This window comes from Pseudomonas lurida (assembly GCF_013522705.1).
GTDB classification, from domain to species: Bacteria; Pseudomonadota; Gammaproteobacteria; order Pseudomonadales; family Pseudomonadaceae; genus Aquipseudomonas; species Aquipseudomonas quebecensis.
In genome coordinates this window covers 56,765-79,457 of sequence record NZ_JAAMRE010000013.1, presented here as the reverse complement: position 1 = coordinate 79,457, position 22,693 = coordinate 56,765, and the positions used below count along the sequence as shown (strand labels likewise).

General features: G+C 62.0%; 21 protein-coding genes. 15 read left to right on the top strand and 6 right to left on the bottom strand.

Annotated elements, in window-relative coordinates; all coding sequences use genetic code 11:
* Window positions 1-75 precede the first annotated feature (75 nt).
* Both pta and G7025_RS13070 read left to right on the top strand, forming a co-directional pair.
* Window positions 76-2,175, top strand: a complete 2,100-nt coding sequence (gene pta, locus G7025_RS13075) for a phosphate acetyltransferase (RefSeq protein WP_181079618.1) — start codon at window positions 76-78, stop codon at window positions 2,173-2,175.
* A complete protein-coding gene (locus G7025_RS13070; protein WP_181079617.1) occupies window positions 2,176-3,075 on the top strand; it encodes an acyltransferase in 900 nt (299 codons plus the stop codon).
* 110 nt (window positions 3,076-3,185) lie between these two features.
* Here the strand turns inward: G7025_RS13070 and cysN are convergent, their stop codons facing one another.
* From cysN to G7025_RS13050, 4 genes are all read right to left on the bottom strand, one after another.
* On the bottom strand, window positions 3,186-5,084 hold the full coding sequence (cysN, locus tag G7025_RS13065; protein WP_181079616.1) for a sulfate adenylyltransferase subunit CysN: 1,899 nt from the start codon (window positions 5,082-5,084) through the stop codon (window positions 3,186-3,188).
* A 53-nt stretch (window positions 5,085-5,137) separates the two neighbouring features.
* The gene (locus G7025_RS13060; protein WP_181079615.1) at window positions 5,138-5,479 is read right to left on the bottom strand and encodes a four helix bundle protein; all 342 of its coding nucleotides are present in this window, start codon (window positions 5,477-5,479) and stop codon (window positions 5,138-5,140) included.
* Between the two features lie 104 nt (window positions 5,480-5,583).
* Window positions 5,584-6,501: a sulfate adenylyltransferase subunit CysD gene (gene cysD, locus G7025_RS13055; protein WP_003208447.1), complete on the bottom strand. Its 918-nt coding sequence runs from the start codon at window positions 6,499-6,501 to the stop codon at window positions 5,584-5,586.
* 173 nt (window positions 6,502-6,674) lie between these two features.
* Entirely contained in the window at window positions 6,675-7,433 is a 759-nt protein-coding gene (locus tag G7025_RS13050; RefSeq protein ID WP_181079614.1) for a Nif3-like dinuclear metal center hexameric protein, read from the bottom strand.
* Between the two features lie 102 nt (window positions 7,434-7,535).
* Here G7025_RS13050 and algW point away from each other — a divergent pair, with 102 nt between their 5' ends.
* Both algW and G7025_RS13040 read left to right on the top strand, forming a co-directional pair.
* Window positions 7,536-8,690: a Do family serine endopeptidase AlgW gene (gene algW, locus G7025_RS13045; RefSeq protein WP_181079613.1), complete on the top strand. Its 1,155-nt coding sequence runs from the start codon at window positions 7,536-7,538 to the stop codon at window positions 8,688-8,690.
* Window positions 8,691-8,799: 109 nt separating this feature from the next.
* Window positions 8,800-10,893 (top strand): TonB-dependent siderophore receptor, encoded by a 2,094-nt coding sequence (locus tag G7025_RS13040; RefSeq protein ID WP_181079612.1) that lies wholly within the window; start codon window positions 8,800-8,802, stop codon window positions 10,891-10,893.
* A gap of 5 nt (window positions 10,894-10,898) precedes the next feature.
* On the opposite strand, the gene hemH is transcribed toward G7025_RS13040, so the two are convergent.
* Together hemH and G7025_RS13030 are read right to left on the bottom strand one after the other, a co-directional pair.
* Window positions 10,899-11,924, bottom strand: coding sequence for a ferrochelatase (hemH, locus tag G7025_RS13035; protein ID WP_181079611.1), 1,026 nt, complete (start codon window positions 11,922-11,924; stop codon window positions 10,899-10,901).
* A gap of 14 nt (window positions 11,925-11,938) precedes the next feature.
* On the bottom strand, window positions 11,939-12,838 hold the full coding sequence (locus tag G7025_RS13030) for a TIGR01777 family oxidoreductase (RefSeq protein WP_181079610.1): 900 nt from the start codon (window positions 12,836-12,838) through the stop codon (window positions 11,939-11,941).
* Between the two features lie 198 nt (window positions 12,839-13,036).
* Here G7025_RS13030 and G7025_RS13025 point away from each other — a divergent pair, with 198 nt between their 5' ends.
* From G7025_RS13025 to G7025_RS12975, 11 genes are all read left to right on the top strand, one after another.
* Window positions 13,037-14,023 carry an NAD(P)/FAD-dependent oxidoreductase gene (locus tag G7025_RS13025; protein WP_181079609.1) on the top strand — a complete coding sequence of 329 codons (987 nt, stop codon included), beginning with the start codon at window positions 13,037-13,039 and terminating at the stop codon, window positions 14,021-14,023.
* Complete coding sequence (locus G7025_RS13020) at window positions 14,020-14,235, top strand: TIGR02450 family Trp-rich protein (RefSeq protein WP_181079608.1); 216 nt, start codon at window positions 14,020-14,022, stop codon at window positions 14,233-14,235. The genes G7025_RS13025 and G7025_RS13020 overlap by 4 nt, the downstream gene beginning before the upstream one ends.
* Before the next feature lie 112 nt (window positions 14,236-14,347).
* On the top strand, window positions 14,348-15,307 hold the full coding sequence (locus G7025_RS13015) for a YbgA family protein (protein ID WP_181079607.1): 960 nt from the start codon (window positions 14,348-14,350) through the stop codon (window positions 15,305-15,307).
* Between the two features lie 15 nt (window positions 15,308-15,322).
* Window positions 15,323-16,252: a MerR family transcriptional regulator gene (locus G7025_RS13010; RefSeq protein ID WP_181079606.1), complete on the top strand. Its 930-nt coding sequence runs from the start codon at window positions 15,323-15,325 to the stop codon at window positions 16,250-16,252.
* The gene (gene phrB / locus G7025_RS13005; protein WP_181079605.1) at window positions 16,253-17,698 is read left to right on the top strand and encodes a deoxyribodipyrimidine photo-lyase; all 1,446 of its coding nucleotides are present in this window, start codon (window positions 16,253-16,255) and stop codon (window positions 17,696-17,698) included.
* A complete protein-coding gene (locus G7025_RS13000) occupies window positions 17,691-18,113 on the top strand; it encodes a nuclear transport factor 2 family protein (RefSeq protein ID WP_181079604.1) in 423 nt (140 codons plus the stop codon). Before phrB ends, G7025_RS13000 begins: the two co-directional genes overlap by 8 nt.
* Window positions 18,110-18,892: an SDR family NAD(P)-dependent oxidoreductase gene (locus G7025_RS12995; protein ID WP_181079603.1), complete on the top strand. Its 783-nt coding sequence runs from the start codon at window positions 18,110-18,112 to the stop codon at window positions 18,890-18,892. The genes G7025_RS13000 and G7025_RS12995 overlap by 4 nt, the downstream gene beginning before the upstream one ends.
* Complete coding sequence (locus G7025_RS12990) at window positions 18,889-20,136, top strand: NAD(P)/FAD-dependent oxidoreductase (protein ID WP_181079602.1); 1,248 nt, start codon at window positions 18,889-18,891, stop codon at window positions 20,134-20,136. Before G7025_RS12995 ends, G7025_RS12990 begins: the two co-directional genes overlap by 4 nt.
* Window positions 20,133-20,942, top strand: coding sequence for a DUF1365 domain-containing protein (locus G7025_RS12985; protein ID WP_181079601.1), 810 nt, complete (start codon window positions 20,133-20,135; stop codon window positions 20,940-20,942). The genes G7025_RS12990 and G7025_RS12985 overlap by 4 nt, the downstream gene beginning before the upstream one ends.
* Window positions 20,929-22,200, top strand: a complete 1,272-nt coding sequence (locus tag G7025_RS12980) for an SAM-dependent methyltransferase (protein WP_181079600.1) — start codon at window positions 20,929-20,931, stop codon at window positions 22,198-22,200. Before G7025_RS12985 ends, G7025_RS12980 begins: the two co-directional genes overlap by 14 nt.
* Window positions 22,193-22,672 (top strand): DUF2878 domain-containing protein, encoded by a 480-nt coding sequence (locus G7025_RS12975; protein WP_181079599.1) that lies wholly within the window; start codon window positions 22,193-22,195, stop codon window positions 22,670-22,672. Before G7025_RS12980 ends, G7025_RS12975 begins: the two co-directional genes overlap by 8 nt.
* Window positions 22,673-22,693 lie beyond the last annotated feature (21 nt).

Sequence of the window (22,693 nt, the reverse complement as noted above, 5' to 3'; positions counted from 1 at the left end):
AACCTTGGCACCTGATTCCCGGCAGGCGCTCAGTCATAGAGCGCCACCGAAGCCATGCACCTCCAGAGAATTCGCATGCAGACTTTTTTTATCGCGCCCACCGATTTTGGTGTGGGTCTGACCTCCATCAGCCTCGGGCTGGTGCGCACCCTCGAACGAGCCGGGCTGAAAGTCGGCTTCTTCAAACCGATTGCCCAACCTCACCCAGGCGATACCGGCCCCGAACGCTCCACCGAGCTGGTGGCGCGCACCCACGGCCTCAAGCCGCCACAGCCCCTGGGCCTGGCCCACGTAGAGCGGATGCTCGGGGACGGCCAGCTCGATGAGCTGCTGGAAGAAATCATCACCCTGTATCAGCAGGCCGCCGTGGGCAAGGATGTGCTCATCGTCGAGGGCATGGTGCCGACCCGCAGCGCCAGCTATGCCGCACGGGTCAACTTGCACCTGGCCAAGAGCCTGGATGCGGAAGTGATCCTGGTCTCGGCCCCGGAAAACGAAGTACTCACCGAGCTGTCCGGCCGCGTGGAACTGCAGGCCCAACTGTTCGGCGGGCCGAAAGACCCGAAAGTGCTCGGCGTAATCCTCAACAAGGTGCGCACCGACGAAAGCATGGAAGCCTTCTCGGCGCGCCTCAAGGAACATTCGCCCTTGCTGCGCAGTGGCGATTTCCGCCTGTTAGGCTGCATTCCCTACCAGCCTGAACTCAATGCCCCGCGCACCCGTGACGTCGCCGACCTGATGGGCGCACAGATCCTCAATGCCGGCGACTACGAAACCCGGCGCATGACCCGCATCATCATCTGCGCCCGCACCATGCGTAACACCGTGGAACTGCTCAAGCCCGGCGTGCTGGTGGTGACCCCCGGGGACCGCGACGACATTATCCTGGCCGTCAGCCTGGCCGCCATCAACGGCGTGCCCCTGGCCGGGTTGCTGCTGACCAGCGACACCCTGCCCGACCCGCGCATCATGGACCTGTGCCGCGGCGCCTTCCAGGCCGGGCTGCCGGTGCTGTCGGTGAGTACCGGCTCCTACGAGACCGCCAACCTGCTCAACAACCTGAACAAGGAAATTCCCATCGATGACCGCGAGCGCGCCGAGATCATTACCGATTTCGTCGCCGGCCATCTCGATGCACGCTGGCTGCACCAACGCTGCGGCACGCCGCGGGAGATGCGCCTGTCGCCGGCGGTGTTCCGCTACCAGTTGATCCAGCGCGCCCAGGCCGCCAACAAGCGCATCGTCCTGCCCGAAGGCAGCGAGCCGCTGACCGTGCAGGCCGCCGCCATCTGCCAGGCTCGCGGCATTGCGCGCTGCGTGCTGCTGGCCAAGCCGGCGGACGTGGAAGCCGTGGCCCGTGCCCAAGGCATCGAATTGCCCGAAGGACTGGAGATTCTCGACCCGGACCTGATCCGCGAGCGGTACGTCGAGCCCATGGTGGCGCTGCGCAAGAGCAAGAGCCTCAATGCGCCGATGGCCGAGCAGCAGTTGGAAGATACCGTGGTGATCGCGACCATGATGCTGGCCCTGGATGAAGTCGACGGGCTGGTATCCGGGGTTATCCATTCCACCGCCAATACCATCCGCCCGGCCTTGCAGTTGATTAAAACCGCACCGGGTTGCACGTTGGTGTCGTCGGTGTTCTTCATGTTGTTCCCCGAACAGGTGCTGGTGTACGGCGACTGCGTGATGAACCCGCACCCCAGCGCCGCCGAACTGGCGGAAATTGCCCTGCAGAGCGCCGACTCGGCGCAGGCGTTCGGCATTACCCCGCGCGTGGCAATGATCAGTTACTCCAGCGGCGACTCGGCCAGCGGCGAAGAAGTCGAGAAAGTCCGCGAAGCCACTCTGCTTGCCCATGAACAGCAAAGCACACTGTTGATCGACGGCCCGCTGCAATACGACGCCGCCGCCAACGAAACCGTGGCGCGGCAACTGGCGCCCAACAGCCCGGTCGCCGGCAAGGCCACGGTATTCGTGTTCCCGGACCTGAACACCGGCAACACCACCCACAAAGCGGTGCAGCGCAGCGCCGACTGCGTAAGCCTGGGGCCGATGCTCCAGGGGCTGCGCAAACCGGTCAACGACCTGCCGCGCGGCGCCCAGGTCGACGACATCGTGTACACCATCGCACTGACTGCGATCCAAGCCGCCAACCGACCTATGGATATCTAAATGCTGGATTTTCTGCCTGCCGCCGTACGCGGGGTGATCGCATCGCTGTTGCTGGCGCTGAACACAATTCTGCTGTGTTCGTTCCTGTTCGTCGTGGCGCTGTTCAAGGCCCTGCCCTTTGCCAAGCGCTTCAGTGAATGGCTGATGAACCACACCCATGAGGCCTGGGTCACCAACAATAAGGGCTGGATGAACCTGGTCCGGCACACGCGCTGGCACGTGTCCGGCCTTGAAGGCCTGGACTACCAGCATTCCTACCTGGTGACCAGCAATCACCAGAGTTGGGTCGACATCATGGTGCTGCAATATGTGCTCAATCGTCGCATTCGCCCGCTCAAGTTTTTCCTCAAGCAGGAGTTGATCTGGGTGCCGGTGATTGGCCTGGCGTGGTGGGCGTTGGGCTTTCCCTTCATGAAACGCTACACCAAGGCCTACCTGGAAAAACACCCGGAGAAGAAAGGCAAGGACCTGGAAACCACCCGCAAGACCTGCGCGAAGTTTCGCGACAACCCGGTGGGCATCTTCAATTTCGCCGAAGGCACGCGGTTTACGCCGGGCAAGCACGCGCAGCAAAATTCACCGTTTCGCTACCTGCTCAAGCCCAAGGCCGGCGGTATCGCGTTTGTGCTGGATGCCATGGGCGAACAGTTGAAGTCGCTGGTGAACGTGACTATCCACTACCCCGCCGGGCGCCCTGGGTACTGGGACTTGCTATGCGGGAAGGTGAAGGACGTGGTGGTGCGGTTTGATGAGGTGCAGATCCCGCGCGAGTTCATCGGCAAGAACTATGAGCAGGATGGGGAGTATCGACTGGCGTTCCAGGGGTGGATCAACCAGCTGTGGGAAGAGAAGGATGCGTTACTGGACAAGCTACATAAAGACTTCCCAGACAAACGATAATCAAAAGGTGGGAGAGGGCTTGCCCTCGATAGCAGTGTGTCAGTCAGTACCTCTGTCACGGGTACATCGCTATCGGTGGCAAGCCCCCTCCCACATTTGACTGCGCGAGCTTAGATCGCGCCGCGCTGACGCAACAGTTCCAGCACTTGCTTGACGCTGTCTTCCAGCGACAGGGCCTGGGTGTCGATGACCAGGTCGGCGTTCAACGGCACGTCGTACGGGAAGGACTCGCCAGGAATGTTATCCCCACCGGCGGCATACAGGCCTTGCGGATCGCGCTCGGCGCACACCAGCGGCGACGCCTGCACGTAAACGGTCAGCAGGCGGTCGCTGCCAATCAGCGCCTTGGCCTGTTCACGACCTTCGGCATCCGGTGCGACGAACGCGGCCAGGGTCAGCAGGCCGGCTTCGTTGAACTGACGCGCCACATGCGCGGCACGCCGCCAGTTCTCGGTACGCCCGGCGCGATCCTGCGGCAGCCCTTTGTTGAGGTCGTGGCGCAGGTTCTGGCCATCCAGCACGAACACGGCACGGCCCATATCGAACAGCTTGCGCTCGACCGCATAGGCCAGGGTGCTCTTACCGGCGCCCGACAACCCGCTGAACAACACCGTAGCCGGTTGCTGGCCGAAGCGCAGCGCGCGCTCTTCGGTTGCCACATGGGCCAACTTGCCGTGGTGCGACGCACCGCCATGGTTCACCGGCGGCGCGATGATCATGCCGGCCGCCACGGTGCCGTTGGTCAGACGATCAATGACAATGAAGGCGCCGGTGGTGCGGTTGCTGTCGTAACCGTCCAGCGCGATGGCGGCGTCGAGGCTGACCTTGACCCGGCCGATCTCGTTCAACTGCAACGAACTCGCCGGGCCTTCGGCCAGGGTGTTCACGTCCACGCGGTGCACGATGCTGGTGATGGAACCCGGCACGTAACTGGTGGCGCGCTTGATGTCGTATTTCTTGCCCGGCAGCATCGGTTCTTCGGCCATCCACACCAGCATGGCATCGAAGGCGTCGGCCACCTGCGGCACGTTGTCGGCATGCACCAGCAAGTCGCCGCGCGAGATGTCGATCTCGTCTTCCATAGTCAGGGTCACCGCCTGGCCGGGGCCGGCGTGCTCCAGCTCACCTTCGAAGGTGACGATGGATTTGACGCGGCTGCTCTTGCCCGACGGCAGCACCACGACTTCGTCGCCCTTGTGCACGATGCCGCTGGCCAGGGTGCCGGCGAAGCCACGGAAGTTCAGGTTCGGACGGTTGACGTACTGCACCGGGAAACGCAGGTCGGTGTAGTTGCGGTCGTTGGCGATCTCGACGGTCTCGAGGATCTCCATCAACGACTGGCCGGTGTACCAAGGCGAACGCTCGCTCTTGTTGACCACGTTGTCGCCCTTGAGCGCCGACATCGGCACGAACGCCATGGTGCTCGGCTTGAATGCGATGCCGTCGGCGAACTTCAGGTAATCGGCCTTGATGGCCTCGAAGACGTTTTGGTCGAAGCCGTTGATATCCATCTTGTTGACGGCGATTACGATGTGCTTGATGCCCAGCAACGAGGCGATGTAGCTGTGGCGACGAGTCTGGGTCTGCACGCCATAGCGCGCGTCGATCAGAATGATCGCCAGGTCACAGGTGGACGCACCCGTGGCCATGTTGCGGGTGTACTGCTCATGGCCGGGCGTGTCGGCGATGATGAATTTGCGCTTGGCGGTAGAGAAGTAGCGGTAAGCCACATCAATGGTGATGCCCTGCTCACGCTCGGCCTGCAAGCCGTCGACCAGCAGGGCCAGGTCGATATCGTCACCGGTGGTGCCGGACTTCTTCGAATCGCGGGTAATGGCTTCCAAGTGATCTTCGTAGATCATCTTGGAGTCGTGCAGCAGGCGCCCGATCAGGGTGCTCTTACCGTCGTCGACGTTGCCACAGGTCAGGAAGCGCAACATTTCCTTGCGCTCGTGCTGGCCCAGGTAGGCGAGGATGTCCTCGCTGATCAAATCAGATTGATGGCTCATTGGGTTCAAGCTCCGAGCTGTAAGCTTCAAGCGGCAAGCTTGTCGGCGTACAGCTAGTCAGAAATTTTGTTGATCAGGCCGCAGAGCATTTTTGAGAGCTCGCGAGTTTCTGTAATCCAGTTTTCAGCCAGCGGGCGGGCGATGTAAGCAATGTCGCTACCGATGAGAATCTGTGTCCGTAACTCACCACAAGAAGCCTTCGCTATCCAAAGAAAACGCGCCTTTTCTTTAGCACTGCGACGCTCCATACCCTCAGCAATATTGGAGGGCACCGAAAGTGCAGAGCGAGTGATCTGGTCCTTAAAACCAAGATCCCTGCATTGCGCCAACTCCCGGTAGACTCCCACCGCTAAACATTTGCTTCTCTGCCAAACGACCAACTTCTCGAAGTCCATTACGAGTCACTCGATAGCGGCTCGCAACAACCGGCTGCAAGCACCAAACCGCCAAATTACGCATACCGCCTTTAACTTGCAGCTTGCCGCTTGTAACTCGAAACTTAAAAGTACCCCTGCCGTTTTTTATCTTCCATGGAGCCGGCGCCATCATGGTCGATGACCCGGCCCTGGCGCTCGGAAGTTCGCGTCAGGAGCATTTCCTGAATGATGTCCGTCAGCGTTTCGGCTTCGGACTCCACCGCGCCCGTCAACGGGTAGCAGCCAAGGGTACGGAAACGGACTTTCTTTTTGACGATACGGGCTTTGTCTTCGTCGGACAGGTGCTCAAGGATGCGGTCGTCGTCGATCATGATCAACGTGCCGTTCTTCTCGATCACCTCACGCTCGGCGGCGAAGTACAGCGGCACGATCGGGATGCCCTCCAGGTAGATGTACTGCCAGATGTCCAGCTCGGTCCAGTTGGACAGCGGGAACACGCGGATCGACTCGCCCTTGTTGACGTTGCCGTTGTAGACGTTCCACAGCTCCGGACGCTGGTTCTTCGGGTCCCAGCGGTGTTTGCTGTCGCGGAACGAGTACACGCGCTCTTTGGCGCGGGATTTCTCTTCATCGCGACGGGCGCCGCCGAATGCTGCGTCGAAACCATACTTGTCCAGGGCCTGCTTGAGGCCCTCGGTTTTCATGATGTCGGTGTGCTTGGCGCTGCCGTGGGTGAACGGGTTGATGCCCTGCGCCACCCCATCCGGATTGACGTGGGTGATCAACTCCAGGCCCAGCTCTTCGACCATTTTGTCGCGGAACTTGTACATCTCCTGGAATTTCCAGCGGGTGTCGACGTGCATCACCGGGAATGGCAGCTTGCCCGGGAAAAACGCCTTGCGTGCCAGGTGCAGCATCACGGCGGAGTCTTTACCGATCGAGTAGAGCATCACCGGGTTGTCGAACTCGGCGGCGACCTCGCGGATGATATGGATGCTTTCCGCCTCCAGCTGTTTCAGATGCGTCAGTTTGTCGACCATGGCTACTCACGAAAACGATCTTATGGACGGCCAGCGGGCCGTGTTCGAGCGGGGCATGCTAGCACAGCAACTTCTTCTATTTAGGGCGCCATCTAGACCGAAACGATATATGAATATGCCCCAAGGTTTGGCGTCGATGGCCGGTCGAACCCGCTCAGACGCAGGGGTGTGCGTCAGATCGGGTTGGGGCAATCGATGAATAAATGCTCCAAGGCAAAGCGCCGCGCCAGGTAATCGCCCAGCGCCTGTACGCCGTAACGCTCAGTGGCGTGATGGCCGGCGGCAATGAAGCTGACGTCGTTTTCGCGGGCGCTGTGGAAGGTCTGCTCGGACGCCTCGCCGCTGAGGAACAGATCGACACCGGCGGCGATCGCCTGGTCGATATAGCCCTGGCCGCCGCCGGTACACCAGCCGATGCGGCGGATCATCTCGCTGCCCTCGATCAGCAGCGGCTCGCGGCCCATGACGTCCTGCACGCGGCGGGCGAAGTCGCGGGGCGACAAGGGCTCGGCAAGGGAGCCGACCAGACCGATAACTTTCAGATTATCCGGGTCCAGCGGGCCTTCGACGGTGATGTCCAACTGCCGCGCCAGCTGCACGTTATTGCCGACGTCGGGGTGCAGGTCCAGCGGCAGGTGGTAGGCCAGCAGGCTGATGTCGTGCTTGAGCAGGGTTTTCAGGCGACGTTGCTTCATGCCGGTGATGCACGGGTTTTCGCCTTTCCAGAAATAACCATGGTGAACCAGCACCAGATCGGCCTGGGCCTCGACGGCGGCATCCAGCAGCGCCTGGCTGGCGGTCACGCCGCTGACGATGCGCATCACCTGCGGACGACCCTCGACCTGCAGGCCGTTGGGGCAGTAATCAGCAATTTTTGCACTGCCGAGGTAGCGGTCCGCTTCCTCGACGAGGGTGGTAAGGGGGACGGCCATGAAAGTCTCCTAAATATCCCGTTCAGAGGCGCTCGCAGCCTCGTATAATGCGCGACATTATGGGCGCTCCCCCGCCCCCTGCAACCTGTCAGGACTTACTTGATGCTCAAGGCGCTGCGTTTTTTTGGATGGCCATTGCTGGCCGGCGTGCTGATCGCGATGCTGATCATTCAGCGTTTCCCCCAGTTGGTGGGCTTACCCAGCCTTGATGTGAACCTGCAACAGGCCCCGCAGACCACCACGGTGGTGCAAGGCCCGGTGACCTATGCCGACGCAGTGGTGATCGCCGCTCCGGCGGTGGTCAACCTGTACACCACCAAAGTCATCAACAAACCGGCGCATCCGCTGTTTGAAGACCCACAGTTCCGCCGCTACTTCGGTGACAACGGGCCCAAACAGCGGCGCATGGAGTCCAGCCTGGGTTCCGGCGTGATCATGAGCCCCGAAGGCTACATTCTCACCAATAACCACGTGACCAGCGGCGCCGATCAGATTGTGGTGGCCCTGCGTGACGGCCGCGAAACCCTGGCCCGTGTGGTGGGCAGCGATCCGGAGACGGACCTGGCGGTGCTGAAGATCGATTTGAAGAACCTGCCTGCGATCACCCTCGGCCGCTCCGATGGTTTGCGCGTAGGCGATGTCGCGCTGGCGATCGGCAACCCGTTCGGGGTCGGTCAGACCGTGACCATGGGCATCATCAGCGCCACCGGGCGCAATCAGTTGGGCCTCAACAGCTACGAAGACTTTATCCAGACCGACGCCGCGATCAACCCGGGTAACTCCGGCGGCGCGCTGGTGGATGCCAATGGCAACCTGACCGGCATCAACACGGCGATTTTCTCCAAGTCCGGCGGCTCCCAGGGCATCGGGTTTGCGATTCCGGTGAAGCTGGCGATGGAGGTGATGAAGTCGATCATCGAACACGGCCAGGTGATTCGCGGCTGGCTGGGCATCGAAGTGCAGCCACTGACCAAAGAGCTGGCCGAGTCGTTCGGCCTGACCGGGCGTCCCGGCATCGTGGTGGCGGGAATCTTCCGCGACGGCCCGGCGCAGAAGGCCGGCCTGCAACTGGGTGACGTGATTCTAAGCATCAACGGCGAACCGGCCGGCGACGGGCGCAAGTCGATGAACCAGGTGGCGCGGATCAAGCCAACCGAGAAGGTTGCGATCCAGGTCATGCGCAATGGCAAGGAGATCAAGTTGTCAGCCGAAATCGGCCTGCGCCCACCGCCAGCCCCAGTAAAAGAAGAGGAATAATCGACCTCACCCACGTGCCCGCTCGCAGGCACCTGGGTGATATTTCGTAGCGATTCATTCTCATTAGGCATGTTATATTGTTTCAATACTGTTATTGGAACGCTCTCTCATGCCGTCTCGAAAAATCGCTCCCCTGGCTGGCCTGGCCCTGGGATTGCTGCTGGATCCGGCCTTCGCCGAAGACAACCGCCTGGAACTGGACGCCATCAGCGTCACCACCGATGCCTATGAATCCGCCACCGGCCCGGTCAAGGGCTACCGCGCCACCCGCTCCGCCAGTGCGACCAAAACCGACACGGCCCTGCGCGACATCCCACAGTCCATCAGCGTGATTCCGGCCACGGTGCTCAAGGACCTGGGCAGCACCAACGTGGAACGCGCGCTGGAATTCGCCGGTGGGGTGTCCAAGCAAAACAATTTCGGCGGCCTGACCCTTTACGAATACAGCGTGCGCGGTTTCACCACGTCGGAGTTCTACCAGGACGGCTTCAGCGCCAACCGTGGCTACCCGAGCACGCCGGACACCGCCAATATCGAACGTATCGAAGTGCTCAAGGGCCCTGCCGCGAGCCTCTACGGACGCGGCGATCCCGGCGGTACGGTGAATATCGTCACCAAAAAGCCTCAACCCGAAGCCTTCACCACCCTGCAAACCAGCGCAGGCAGTTGGGATCGTTATCGCACCGCACTGGACGTCAACACCCCGCTGGACAGCCAAGCTAACGTGCTGTCACGGGTCAACCTGGCGGTGGAGGACAACCACAGTTTCCGCGATCACGTCGGCAGCAAGCGGGTGTTTGTCGCGCCGTCGTTCAGTTGGCAATTGGACCCGGACACCACGCTCTTGGTGGAAAGTGAGTTCGTGCGCCACAGCTCCACCTTCGACCGTGGCATCGTCGACGCTCCCGGCGTATCGCGCCGCACATTCCTCGGCGAACCCAACGATGGCGACATCGACAACCACAACAACCGCCTGCAGGCGACCCTCGAACATCACCTCAACGATGCCTGGAAACTGCGCCTGGCCAGCCACTACAAACAAGGCAGCCTGTGGGGCGATGCTTCGGAAAACCGCGCGCTGAATGCCGACGGTCACACCCTCAATCGCCGTTACCGCGAACGCTCCATGGGCTGGCACGACAGCATCACCCAGCTGGAACTGCGCGGCCTGTTCGACATCGGCAATTGGCAGCACGAGCTGTTGGTGGGCACCGAATACGAGGACTACCGCAAGAACGAGCGCGTGACTGCGGTCGCGGGGAGCTACCCCATCGACCTTTACAACCTGGTCTACGGCCAGCCCAAACCCAACGGCGCGCGCTCCGGCACTGACTTCTTCGAGCAGACCAGAAGCCACGCCTTGAACCTGCAGGACCAGATCGTCTTCACCGACCGCCTGCGCGGCATGATTGGCGCGCGCGTTGAGCATTTCGAACAAACCGTCGATGACTTTACCCGTAACGCCCCAACCAGCCGCCAAACCCACGACGCCCTGACTCAGCGCGCCGGATTGCTTTACCAGCTCACGCCAGAAATCGGTGTGTTCGCCAACGCCTCGACCTCGTTCAAGCCCAATAGCGGCCTGGACGCTACGGGCAAAACCTTCAAGCCTGAAGAAGGCGTGGGCTATGAAATGGGGGTCAAAAGCGAACTGTTCGACGACCGCCTCAGCGCCACCCTCGCCGCCTTCCATATCGAAAAGGAAAACGTGCTGGCCCTCGACCCGGCCACCAACACCAACCGCGCCATGGGCAAGGCCCGCAGCCAGGGTTTCGATCTGCAACTGACCGGGCAAGTGACCGACGCCGTGCGCGTGATCGGCGCCTTCGCCTACATCGATGCCGAGGTGACCAAGGGTGACAACACCATTCCAGCCGGCAGCCGCATCCTTGGCGTGGCCAAGCGCAGCGGCAGTCTGTTGGGGGTGTATGAATTCCAGGAGGGCGCCCTGCGCGGCTCGGACCTGGGCGCAGCATTCACCTATGTGGGGGACCGCTCGGGGGAAGCCGGCGGCAGCTTTGAACTGCCCGCCTACCACACCGTCGACCTGCTGGCCCATTACAAAGCCACGCAAAACGTGACGGTGGGCCTGAACCTTAACAACCTGTTCGATGAAAAGTACTACGAACGGTCCTACAGCAGTTACTGGGTCAGCCCAGGCGAACCGCGCAATCTCACGGTCAGCCTGACCCTCGACCTATAACGCGGCTACAGTTGCTGCGGCGCGCGCTCGCACAGGGTATTGAGCGCCGCCGCCCACTGCGGGTCGTCGTTCAGGCAGGGCACCAGCACCAGCTCTTCGCCCCCGGCCTCACGGAACTGCTCGCGGCCGCGATCGCCGATCTCTTCCAGAGTCTCGATGCAATCGGCGACGAACGCCGGGCACATCACCAGCAGCTTTTTCACGCCTTGCTGGGCCAGCGCCTCCAGGCGCGCCTCGGTGTAGGGTTCGATCCACTTCGCGCGGCCCAGCCGCGACTGGAACGCCACCGACCATTTGCCGTCCGGTAAGCCCAGACGTGCAGCGAAATCACGGGCGACGCTGAAGCACTGCGCGCGATAGCAGGTGGCAAGCACCTGCGGCGACGCGTTCCTGCAGCAGTCGGCATCTTTGAAACAATGCTGGCCGGTGGGGTCGAGCTTGGTCAGGTGCCGCTCCGGCAGGCCGTGAAAACTCAGCAGCAGGTGATCGTAATCCTGCTCCACATACGCCCGAGCGCTCGCCGCCAATGCCTCGATGTACTCCGGCTGATCGTAGAACGGCTGCAGGATCGAAAACTGCACATCCAGTCTCTTATCACGCACCACGCGCCGGGCTTCTTCGATCACCGTAGTCACGGTGCTGTCGGCAAACTGCGGGTATAACGGCGCGAGCGTGACTTTGCGGATGCCCTGGGCGGCCAGGCGCGTCAGGGTGGTTTCCAGGGAGGGCTCGCCGTAACGCATCGCCAACTCCACCGGGCCTTGGGTCCATTGCGCGGTCATCTGCGCTTGCAGGCGCCGGCTGAGTACCACCAGCGGCGAGCCCTCCTCCCACCAGATCGACGCATAGGCGTGCGCCGACTGCTCCGGGCGTTTGATCAGGATCAGCGACACCAAAAGGCGTCGCACCGGCCATGGCAGGTCGATCACATAAGGGTCCATCAAAAACTGGTTGAGGTAGCTGCGCACATCGGCCACCGAAGTGGACGCCGGTGAACCCAGGTTGACCAGTAACAACGCGTGATCCGTCATGCAACATCCTATCTCTAGAGGCGGGTGGACAAGTCGTCCAGAGCCGCGCGCAACTCAGTGAACTGGAAAGTGAAACCGGCCGCCAGCAACCGTTCGGGTACGGCCTTCTGCCCGCCCAGCAATAACCCCGACAACTCGCCCAGCCCCACCTTCAGCGCGAAGGCCGGCATGGGCATGAACGCCGGACGATGCAGCACCTGGCCCAGGGTTTTGGCGAACTCGCGGTTACGCACCGGGTGTGGCGCGCACGCATTATAAGGACCGCTGGCGTCTTCCTTGTGCAGAAGAAAATCAATCAGGGCGATTTGATCATTGATATGCACCCACGGCATCCACTGCCGTCCATCGCCGATCGGCCCGCCCAGCGCCAGCTTGAAGGGCAGCAGCAACCGCGACAAAAAGCCGCCCTGCGCAGCCAGCACCAGGCCAGTACGCACCAGTACCACGCGAATGCCCAGGGCTTCGGCGCGCTGGGCGGTTTCTTCCCAGGCGATGCACAACTGGCTGGGGAAATCGTCCTGCACCGGGCCGCTGGCTTCGGTCAGTTCGCGCTCGCCGCCGTCGCCGTACCAACCCACCGCAGAGCCCGACACCAGCACCGCCGGTTTCTGCTCAAGGCCTTCGAGCCAGGCCAGCAGGGTTTCGGTAAGACTGATGCGGCTGCTCCACAGCAGCGCCTTGCGCTTATGGGTCCACGGGCGGTCGGCGATGGGTGCGCCGGCCAGGTTGACCACCGCATCCACCGCGCCGATCACCTCTTCCAGGCGCGCAACGCCCAGTACTTGTGCGCCGCACAGCGACGCCACTTCTTCCGGATGACGGCTCCACACGGTCAGGCGATGCCCCTGGGCCAGCCAGTGTTGGCAGAGTTGGCGACCGATCAAGCCGGTACCGCCGGTCAGCAAAATATGCATGGGACGCTCCTCATGTAACGTTCGCCGCCGATCACTGGTCTATTTTATAAGCAGGGATCAATTCGTAGTTGGGCGTGGCGTATGGTTAACCATAGGACACGTCAACGGTTCAGGTACGCCAAAACTTATACCAAAAAACAATATTGTACAGCTATTGGTCTCGGCGTAGCCTGTACGCAACGGTAAATGAGGCTCACCATGACTCTACCCATCGCGATTATCGGTACCGGTATTGCCGGTCTCTCCGCCGCCCGAGCGTTAAAAGAGGCCGGTCATGTTGTACAACTCTTCGATAAAAGTCGCGGCAGCGGCGGGCGTATGTCCAGCAAGCGCAGCGATGCCGGTGCGCTGGACATGGGCGCCCAGTACTTCACCGCCCGTGATCGGCGTTTTGCCACCGAGGTGCAGCGCTGGCAGGCGCAGGGCGTGGTCGATCAGTGGCTACCCAAGCTCTACCAATTCAAGTCCGGCCAGCTCACTCCCTCCCCCGATGAACAGGTGCGCTGGGTCGGCACACCACGCATGAGTGCCATCACTCGCGCACTGCTGGATGATTTGCCGGTGCAGTTCGGTTGCCGCATCACCGAGGTGTTCCAGGGCAAACATCACTGGAACCTGCAGGACGCCGACGGCGGCAATCACGGGCCTTTCAGCCACGTGATCATCGCCACCCCGGCGCCCCAAGCGAGCGCCCTGCTGGCGGCCGCGCCCAAACTGGCGAGCGTCGCCGCCGGGGTAAAAATGGACCCCACCTGGGCCGTCGCCCTGGCCTTCGACACACCGCTGGACACCCCGATGCAAGGCTGTTTCGTACAAGACAGCCCCCTCGACTGGCTGGCACGCAACCGCAGCAAGCCAGGGCGCGACACGCGCCTCGACACCTGGGTACTGCATGCCACCAGCGCTTGGAGCAAGGCCCACCTGGATTTGTCCAAGGAAGCAATCACGGAATACCTGCACGGTGCCTTCGCCGAGTTGCTGCACAGCACCATGCCCGAGCCTTCGTTCAGCCTTGCCCATCGCTGGCTGTATGCGCGACCGTCCAGCGCCCATGAGTTCGGCGTACTCGCCGATGCTGACCTGGGGTTGTATGTCTGCGGCGACTGGTGCCTGTCCGGCCGCGTGGAAGGCGCCTGGCTCAGTGGCCAGGAAGCGGCGCGCCGTCTGATCGAGCATCTGCGATGAACCGCATCAACCCGGACAAATTGCTGCTGTCGAAATGGACAGCAGCACACCCGAAAAACAAGGAAAAACATTTCCTGGTCACTGAGCTGTTTCGTGACGAGGAAGGCACCGTGCTCGAACTCGAACTGCAGGCAGTGATGACCCGGCGTGGCGAGCGGCTGCCGTGGCAAACCCTGCAGGACGCCGAAACGTGGACAATCGGCTGGAAATAACCTTCGCGCAAAAACTTATACAAATAATTTGACTTGTACATCATCAAACCTATGATGAGATTTAGTTGTACAGGCTATAGAGTTTGTATAGGAATTTCGCAGAGGTTTGCCCATGTCCAACAGCCCCAAACCGAAGATCGCTATCAGTGCCTGTCTGTTGGGCGAGAACGTGCGCTTCAATGGCGGACACAAGCAATCCCTGCTCTGCTGCCAGACCCTGGCCGACTATTTCGACTTCGTTCCCTTGTGTCCGGAAGTGGCCATCGGGCTGGGCATTCCCCGCGAGCCGATCCGCCTGGTAGGCGACGCTGCCCAGCCACAGGCCGTCGGTACCGTGAACCGTGCGCTCAACGTCACCCAACCGCTGGACGATTACGGCCGGCAGATGGCGCGCGAACATACTGATTTGTGCGGTTACATCTTCATGCAGAAGTCACCGTCCTGTGGCCTGGAAAGGGTCAAGGTCTATCGTGAAAACGGCACACCGGTGGACGGCGGCGGTCGCGGCATCTATGCCCAGGCGTTCTGCGCGCGCCACCCCAACCTGCCGGTAGAGGAGGACGGGCGCCTGAACGACCCGGTCCTGCGGGAAAACTTCCTTACCCGCGTGTTCGTCTATGCAAGCTGGCAAGCACTGCTGGCCGAAGGCTTGAGCCGCCATCGCTTGCTGGCCTTTCACTCGCGCTACAAGTACCTGCTGATGGCCCACAGTCCGCAACATTACAAAAGCCTCGGCCACCTGCTGGGCACGATGGACAAAGGCATCCCGCTGGAAGAACTGGCCGCCGGCTACTTCAGCGAATTGATGACCGGCCTGAAAAAATGCGCCACCCGCGGCACCCACAGCAACGTGCTGCAGCACATCAGCGGCTACCTCAAGCAGGTAATCAGCGCAGACGACAAACAGGAAATGCAAACCGTCATCGGCCAATACCGCCACGGCATCGTGCCGCTGGTGGTGCCGCTGACGTTGCTCAAGCACCACTTTCGCCAACACCCGGACCGCTACATCGCGCAGCAGGCGTACTTGCAGCCGCACCCGGAAAATCTCAGCCTGCGAAATGCGATCTAACCCATGAAAAGCGTCATGAAAACCGCCGTGCACGAAGAACCCGGCGAAGACATTGCCCAAGCCCTTGAAGATGGCTGGCTGCCGATCCGTGAGGTCGCGCGTCAGACCGGCGTCAACGCAGTGACCCTGCGCGCCTGGGAACGTCGCTATGGCTTGATCGTGCCCCAGCGCACGCCCAAAGGGCATCGGCTATTCAGTGCCGAGCATGTGCAACGTATTCACACCATCCTGACGTGGCTCAACCGAGGCGTACCGGTCAGCCAGGTGAAAAACCTGATCGACTCCGCCCAGACCAGCCCCGACAGCGTTGCCAACGAATGGCAGAGCCTGCGCCAGACCCTGGTGCAGGCCATCAGCGACCTGGCCGAGCGCCGGGTGGACGATGCCTTCAACCAGGCCATGGCGCTCTACCCGCCGCGCACCCTGTGCGAGCAACTGCTGCTGCCGCTGATCCAGGAACTGGAGCAACGCTGGCAGGGCCAGTTCGGCGCGCAGATGGAGCGGGTGTTTTTTCTGTCATGGCTGCGCAGCAAATTCGGCGCGCGCATCTACCACAACAATCGCCAATTGCACGGCGCGCCACTGCTGTTGATCAATCAATCCGACCTGCCGCTGGAGCCGCACCTGTGGCTCAGCGCCTGGCTGGCCAGCAGCGCCGATTGCCCGGTGGAAGTCTTCGACTGGCCGCTGCCCGCCGGCGAACTGGCGCTGGCGGTGGAACACCTCAAACCGCGCGCAGTGTTGCTGTATTCAAGCAAGGCCTTGCAACTGCCGGCCTTCGCCAAACTGTTGGGCGGTGTTGACTGCCCGACGCTGCTGGTCGGTCCCACGGTGAGCATTCATCAGGCCGAGCTGGCGTTGCTCAGCCATGACCTTGCCGATCTGTCCGTCGCCGAAGACCCGCTGTCGGCCCACCAGCTTATGCTCCAGCGTGGACTCGTCTAAATGCACCTGATTTGGCTGCGCACCGACTTGCGCCTTCACGACAATACCGCCCTGGCCGCCGCGAGCCAGCGCGGCCCGCTGGCGGCGGTTTACCTGATCACGCCCGAACAATGGCGGGCCCACGATGACGCACCGTGCAAAGTGGATTTCTGGCTGCGCAACCTGCAGTACTTGAGCCAGTCCCTGGGCGCACTCAACATCCCGCTGCTGATCCGCACCGCCGCCACCTGGGACCAGGTGCCCGCCGTGCTCAGCCAATTGTGCGGCGAGCTGGGCGTGGCCTCGGTGCATGTCAACCAAGAGTACGGCATTCATGAAAGCCGCCGCGACGCAGCGGTGGCCAAGGCGCTGGAAGCCGATGGCGTGACTTTCCACAGCTACCTGGACCAACTGTTTTTTCAACCCGGCAGTGTGCTCACCAAAAGCGGCACGTATTTCCAAGTGTTCAGCCAGTTTCGCAAGGTCTGCTACACCCGCCTGCACAGCGCCCTGCCGCGTCTGGTGAACACGCCGAAGGCGCAGCAAAAACTCGCCATCGAGAGCGACGCCGTGCCGATCGCCGTCGATGGCTTCGAACCGCCCAGCGAGCGCCTGCGCGCACTCTGGCCTGCCGGCGAAGATGAAGCCCGGCGCCGCCTGGAAACCTTCGCCGACGCGCAGATCAGCTATTACAAGGATGAGCGCGATTTCCCCGCCAAGCCCGGCACCAGCCAATTGTCGGCCTACCTGGCAGCCGGTGTGATCTCGCCGCGCCAGTGTCTGCACGCGGCGCTGCAAATCAATCAGGGCGAGTTCGAAAGCGGCGATATCGGTGCGATCACTTGGATCAACGAACTGCTCTGGCGTGAGTTCTACAAACATATTCTGGTGGGCTACCCGCGCGTGTCCCGCCATCGCGCCTTCCGCCCCGAAACCGAAGCGGTGGCCTGGCGTGACGCACCCGAGGACCTCGCCGCCTGGCAACAGGCGCGCACCGGTCTGCCGATCATCGACGCGGCGATGCGTCAGTTGCTCGACACCGGCTGGATGCACAACCGCCTGCGCATGGTGGTGGCGATGTTCCTGACCAAGAACCTGCTGATCGACTGGCGTGAAGGCGAACGTTTCTTTATGCGCCACCTGATCGACGGCGACCTGGCCGCCAATAACGGTGGCTGGCAGTGGAGTTCGTCCACCGGCACCGACTCGGCGCCGTATTTCCGGATTTTCAGCCCGCTGAGCCAGTCGGAAAAATTCGACCGCGACGGCGTGTTCATCAAGCACTGGCTGCCGGAACTGGCCGGGTTGAATAAAAAGGAAGTCCACAACCCCGATGCGGTTGGCGGCCTGTTTGGCGTGGCGGATTACCCCCGTGCCATCGTCGATCTGAAAAAATCCCGCGAGCGCGCCCTGGCCGCGTTCCGCAGCCTGCCATCGCGCGAAGCCGCCGGGGGTGCCCATGAGTGACTTTCTGCGCCGCTTCGCCCACACCTTTGCCACGCTGGACAAGCACAACCTGCACCTGCTCGACAGCCTGTACAGCAAGGACATCGTCTTTACCGATCCGCTGCACGAGGTGCACGGTCTGACCGCGCTGCACCGATATTTCGAAACGCTGTACGGCAATGTCAGCCAACTGCGTTTCGACTTTCACGGCTTCGATCAGGTGGCCGAAGGCGAAGGCTACCTGCGCTGGAAAATGAGCTTCTGCCACCCGCGCCTGGCCAATGGCCGGGTGATTCGCGTGGAAGGCTGCTCGCACCTGATGTGGCGTGACAAGGTCTACCGCCATCGTGACTATTTCGACGCTGGCGCCCTGCTGTATGAACACCTGCCCGTACTCGGCAAAGTGGTCAGTTGGCTGAAAAGGAGAGTGGGATGAATAGCGTGACGCCCCGTCGTTATTGGCTGACCGGCGCCAGCAGTGGCATCGGCGCCGCGCTGGCCGAGGAGCTGCTCAACAGCGGCGCCCAAGTGGCCGTGAGCTCACGCTCCAAAGAGCCGCTGGAGGCCCTGGCGCAACGTTACCCCGGCCAAGTGCTGGTGGTGGCCGGCGACTTGACCAACAGCCAGACCGTGCGCGAAATCGGTGAACACATTACCCACGCCTGGGGCGCGCTGGACACCGTGATCCTCAACGCCGGCACCTGCGAATACGTCGACGCCCGCCAGTTTGACTCGTCCATCATCGAGCATGTGGTGCGCACCAACCTGCTGGCCAGTAGTTATTGCATCGAAGCGGCGCTGCCGCTGTTGCGCGCCGGCCTGACGCCACACCTGGTGGGCGTCGCCAGCGCCGTGACCTACCTGCCGATGCCGCGCGCCGAGGCCTACGGCGCCTCCAAGGCCGGCCTGCGGTATTTGTTCGAATCGCTGCGCATCAGCCTGTCGCCGGAAAACATCGACGTCACGGTGATCAGCCCGGGCTTTGTCGACACGCCCCTGACCGAACGCAATGACTTCCCGATGCCCCTGAGCTGGCCCGCCGACAAGGCCGCGCGGCATATCTTCGCCAAACTGCACAAGCGGCCGTTGGAGATCGCCTTCCCCGCGCTGTTTATCGCCACCCTGTGGCCCTTGTCGAAGCTACCTAACCGCGCGCAGTTGATCATCGGCAAGCGCATGTTGCGCAGTGCTCCGCCGAAGAAGGACGACCTATGAAGATCGCCATCATCGGCAGCGGCATCGCCGGGTTGACCAGCGCTTACCTGCTCAACCGCCGTCACGACATCACCCTGTTCGAAGCCGGCGACCGCATTGGGGGCCATACCCATACGGTCAAGGTCACGGTGGAAGGCCAGCACTACGCGGTGGACACCGGTTTCATCGTGTTCAACGACTGGACCTACCCCAATTTCATTCGCTTGCTGGGGCAGATCGGCGTGGCGTTCAAACCCACCGAGATGAGTTTTTCGGTGTGCGACGAGCGCACGCGCTTTGAGTACAACGGCAATAACCTCAACAGCTTGTTCGCTCAGCGCAGCAATATCCTGTCGCCGGGCTTCTGGGGCATGTTGCGCGACATCCTGCGCTTCAATCGCCAGGCGCCATTGGATTTACAGGAACACCGCATCAGCGCCGACATGACCCTGGGCGACTACCTCACCGCCGGCGGCTATGGCGAGCGCTTCGTGCGCCACTACATCGTGCCGATGGGCGCGGCGATCTGGTCGATGTCGCTGGCGGACATGCTGGGCTTTCCGTTGCAGTTCTTCGTGCGTTTTTTCAAGAATCACGGCCTGCTCTCGGTGAACAATCGCCCACAGTGGTGCGTGATCGAAGGCGGCTCCAGTGCGTATATCGAACCCCTGACTCGCGGTTTTCGTGAGCGGATCCGCTTGAGCTGCCCTGTGCATAACGTCGAGCGCAACGAGGACGGCGTGGTTATCCACAGCGCGTCCGGCAGTGAGTCCTTTGACCGCGTGGTGTTCGCCTGCCATAGCGACCAGGCCCTGGCGTTGCTCGGCGACCCAAGCCAGGCGGAGCAGGAGATCCTCGGTGCCCTGCCCTATGCCGATAACGACGTGGTGCTGCACACCGACACGCGCCTGCTGCCCGATCGCACACTGGCCTGGGCCAGTTGGAACTACCGGCTGACCGGCGACAGTCAGGCCCAGGCCGCCGTGACCTACGACATGAACATCCTGCAAGGCATCGACAGCGCCACGACGTTCTGCGTAAGCCTCAACCAGACGGCGGTGATCAACCCGCTGAAGATTCTTGCGCGCTACACCTATGCCCATCCGCAATACAGCCTGGGCGCCGTCGCCGCCCAGAACCGCTGGGAAGAATTGAACGGCGCCCGCCATACCCATTATTGCGGCGCCTACTGGGCCAACGGCTTTCATGAAGACGGCGTAGTCAGCGCCCTGCGCGTGGCGCAAGCCTTTGGGGAAACCCTGTGAACAGCGCCCTGTACAGCGGCTGGATCGCCCATCGCCGGTTTGCGCCCAAGGGCCATGCGTTTCGCTACCGCATCGGCCTGCTGTACCTGGATTTGAGTGAAGAAGACCACGTGCTAGGGCTCTCGCCCCTGGCCGGGCGCAGCCGCCTGGCGCCTTTTGGTTTTCGCCAGCAGGACTACCTGCGTGAGTTGACCGGCCACGGCATGAGCCTGAGCGATGCCGTGCGCCAGGAAGTCGGCAAGGCGCTGGGGCGTACACCCCAGGGCGTTATCTGCCTACTGACCCAGGCCCGCAGTTGGGGCCTGGCTTTTAATCCGGTGAGTTTCTTCTACTGTTTCGAGGCCGACGGGCAACTGGCCGCGATCCTGTGTGAAGTCACCAATACCCCTTGGCGCGAGCGCTATCGCTACGTGCTGCCGGCCCAGGCTCTGGGTGCGGACGAGCACCAGCATTTTGCCGTGGCCAAGGCGTTCCATGTGTCGCCGTTCCTGCCGCGCGACCTGCAATACCGCATGAGCTTCAGCCCGCCCGCCGAGCGGCTCGGCGTGCACATGGCCGACTGGCAGGGCGAATTGAAAGTCTTCGACGCCACCCTCAGCCTGCACAAAGAGGCGCTGACCCGCGCCAGCCTGCACCGCTACCTGTGGCGCTTTCCGTGGATGACCGCCAAGACCTGCCTGGCGATTTACTGGCAGGCCTTGCGTCTGTTGCTTAAACGTACACCGATTTTCTCCCACCGGGCCGCCGATGGCGCCTCTCGCACCGCCGTCGGGTATACCAAGGAACATCGCCATGAAATCCCCTAGCTTATCGGTCAAGGCCAGCCGCCTGAACGTCAACGGCATGACCACCGCGCTGCTGCGCAAGGGTGTGCTGCGTCAACTCAGCCAATTGCGCCACGGCCAGTTGGTGGTGATCGAGGATGGTGAACGCCAAGTGTTCGGCGCACGGGAAGCGCACCTGCTGGGGGAAATCCAGATCGTCGATCCGGCCGTGTGGGGCCTGGTGGCGGCCAACGGGTCGATCGGCGCCGGCGAGGCATTTATCCACGGCCATTGGACCAGTCCGGACCTGACCGCCGTAGTGCGGGTGATGGTCAGCAACCTGGACGTACTCGACGCGATGGAGGGTGGCCTGGCCCGCCTCGCGCGCCCGCTCACCCAAAGCCTGCACTGGCTCAACCGCAATACGCGCAAGGGCTCGCAAAAAAATATCGCCACTCACTATGACCTGGGCAACGACTTGTTCGAAGCGTTTCTGGACCCGACCATGATGTACTCGGCGGCGCAATTTCTGACGGCCGACGACACGCTGGAACAGGCGCAACTGAACAAACTGGAACGCATCTGTCAGAAACTGGCGCTTAAACCCAGCGACCATTTGCTGGAAATCGGCACCGGCTGGGGCAGCATGGCGCTGTATGCGGCGCAGCATTACGGCTGCAAGGTCACCACCACGACATTGTCCAAAGAACAGTTCGCCTACACCCAGCAACGAATCCACGCCTTGGGCCTGCAGGACCAGGTCACCCTGTTGCTGAGCGATTACCGCGATCTGACGGGGCAGTACGACAAACTGGTGTCGATCGAGATGATCGAAGCGGTGGGCCATCGCTTTCTGCCCACCTACTTCAAGCAATGCGCGCAGTTGCTCAAGCGCGACGGCCTGATGCTGCTGCAGGCCATCACCATTCGCGAACAGCGTTTCGAGCAGGCCAGGCGCAGTGTGGATTTTATCCAACGCTACATTTTCCCCGGCGGCGCTCTGCCTTCGGTGCAGAACATGCTGCACATCGTCGGCCGCGACACCGACATGAACCTGTTGCACATGGAAGACTTCGGCCTGCACTACGCAAAAACCCTGCGCCTGTGGCATGAGAATTTTCGCCGCGCCCATGGCCGCCTGTCGGAACTGGGCTACGACGAATACTTCCTGCGGCTGTGGGAGTTTTACCTGTGTTACTGCGAAGGTGGCTTTATGGAGCGCACCATCGGCACCGCTCAATTGCTGCTGGCCAAGCCCGCAGCCATCAACCCACCCCTGCTCGGACGCTTCAATGCTTAAAACCGTGGCCAACGCCGCGCTGTTCCAGTGCGGCTGGTTTGCCTGCGTGCTGGGCGGCGACAGCCTCTGGTTGCTGGTGGGTGTGGTAGTCCTGGCCGTTCACCTGCTGTGGATAAGTTCATGGGCCGAGGACGGCGCGCTGATTATCGGCGTGACCCTGGCGGGCACTGTGCTGGACACCTTGCTGCGGGTGTCGGGGGTGTTTCAGTTCAGCGAACCGGGGCCGTTGATCCCGTTCTGGCTGATGCTGCTGTGGGCCCTGCTGGCGACCACGCTGCGGCATTGCCTGGCCTGGAGCGCGCAACCCTGGTGGCTGGCCGCCTTGCTGGGCGCGGTGGGTGGGCCGCTGTCGTATTACGCCGGCAGCCAGTTGGCGGGGGTGCGATTTGGCTTCGCCCTGGCACCGACGCTCAGCGGGTTGGCACTGCTGTGGGCGGCGGTTTTTGTCGGATTGCATCGGCTGGCGCGCTGACGTCTGTCAGACCTTTCACAC

Bases quoted from the DNA above. Each gene is read 5' to 3' on its own strand.
- pta (WP_181079618.1), top strand. From the start codon at position 76: ATGCAGACTTTTTTTATCGCGCCCACCGATTTTGGTGTGGGTCTGACC.
- G7025_RS13070 (WP_181079617.1), top strand. From the start codon at position 2,176: ATGCTGGATTTTCTGCCTGCCGCCGTACGCGGGGTGATCGCATCGCTG.
- cysN (WP_181079616.1), bottom strand. From the start codon at position 5,084: ATGAGCCATCAATCTGATTTGATCAGCGAGGACATCCTCGCCTACCTG.
- G7025_RS13060 (WP_181079615.1), bottom strand. From the start codon at position 5,479: ATGGACTTCGAGAAGTTGGTCGTTTGGCAGAGAAGCAAATGTTTAGCG.
- cysD (WP_003208447.1), bottom strand. From the start codon at position 6,501: ATGGTCGACAAACTGACGCATCTGAAACAGCTGGAGGCGGAAAGCATC.
- G7025_RS13050 (WP_181079614.1), bottom strand. From the start codon at position 7,433: ATGGCCGTCCCCCTTACCACCCTCGTCGAGGAAGCGGACCGCTACCTC.
- algW (WP_181079613.1), top strand. From the start codon at position 7,536: ATGCTCAAGGCGCTGCGTTTTTTTGGATGGCCATTGCTGGCCGGCGTG.
- G7025_RS13040 (WP_181079612.1), top strand. From the start codon at position 8,800: ATGCCGTCTCGAAAAATCGCTCCCCTGGCTGGCCTGGCCCTGGGATTG.
- hemH (WP_181079611.1), bottom strand. From the start codon at position 11,924: ATGACGGATCACGCGTTGTTACTGGTCAACCTGGGTTCACCGGCGTCC.
- G7025_RS13030 (WP_181079610.1), bottom strand. From the start codon at position 12,838: ATGCATATTTTGCTGACCGGCGGTACCGGCTTGATCGGTCGCCAACTC.
- G7025_RS13025 (WP_181079609.1), top strand. From the start codon at position 13,037: ATGACTCTACCCATCGCGATTATCGGTACCGGTATTGCCGGTCTCTCC.
- G7025_RS13020 (WP_181079608.1), top strand. From the start codon at position 14,020: ATGAACCGCATCAACCCGGACAAATTGCTGCTGTCGAAATGGACAGCA.
- G7025_RS13015 (WP_181079607.1), top strand. From the start codon at position 14,348: ATGTCCAACAGCCCCAAACCGAAGATCGCTATCAGTGCCTGTCTGTTG.
- G7025_RS13010 (WP_181079606.1), top strand. From the start codon at position 15,323: ATGAAAACCGCCGTGCACGAAGAACCCGGCGAAGACATTGCCCAAGCC.
- phrB (WP_181079605.1), top strand. From the start codon at position 16,253: ATGCACCTGATTTGGCTGCGCACCGACTTGCGCCTTCACGACAATACC.
- G7025_RS13000 (WP_181079604.1), top strand. From the start codon at position 17,691: ATGAGTGACTTTCTGCGCCGCTTCGCCCACACCTTTGCCACGCTGGAC.
- G7025_RS12995 (WP_181079603.1), top strand. From the start codon at position 18,110: ATGAATAGCGTGACGCCCCGTCGTTATTGGCTGACCGGCGCCAGCAGT.
- G7025_RS12990 (WP_181079602.1), top strand. From the start codon at position 18,889: ATGAAGATCGCCATCATCGGCAGCGGCATCGCCGGGTTGACCAGCGCT.
- G7025_RS12980 (WP_181079600.1), top strand. From the start codon at position 20,929: ATGAAATCCCCTAGCTTATCGGTCAAGGCCAGCCGCCTGAACGTCAAC.
- G7025_RS12975 (WP_181079599.1), top strand. From the start codon at position 22,193: ATGCTTAAAACCGTGGCCAACGCCGCGCTGTTCCAGTGCGGCTGGTTT.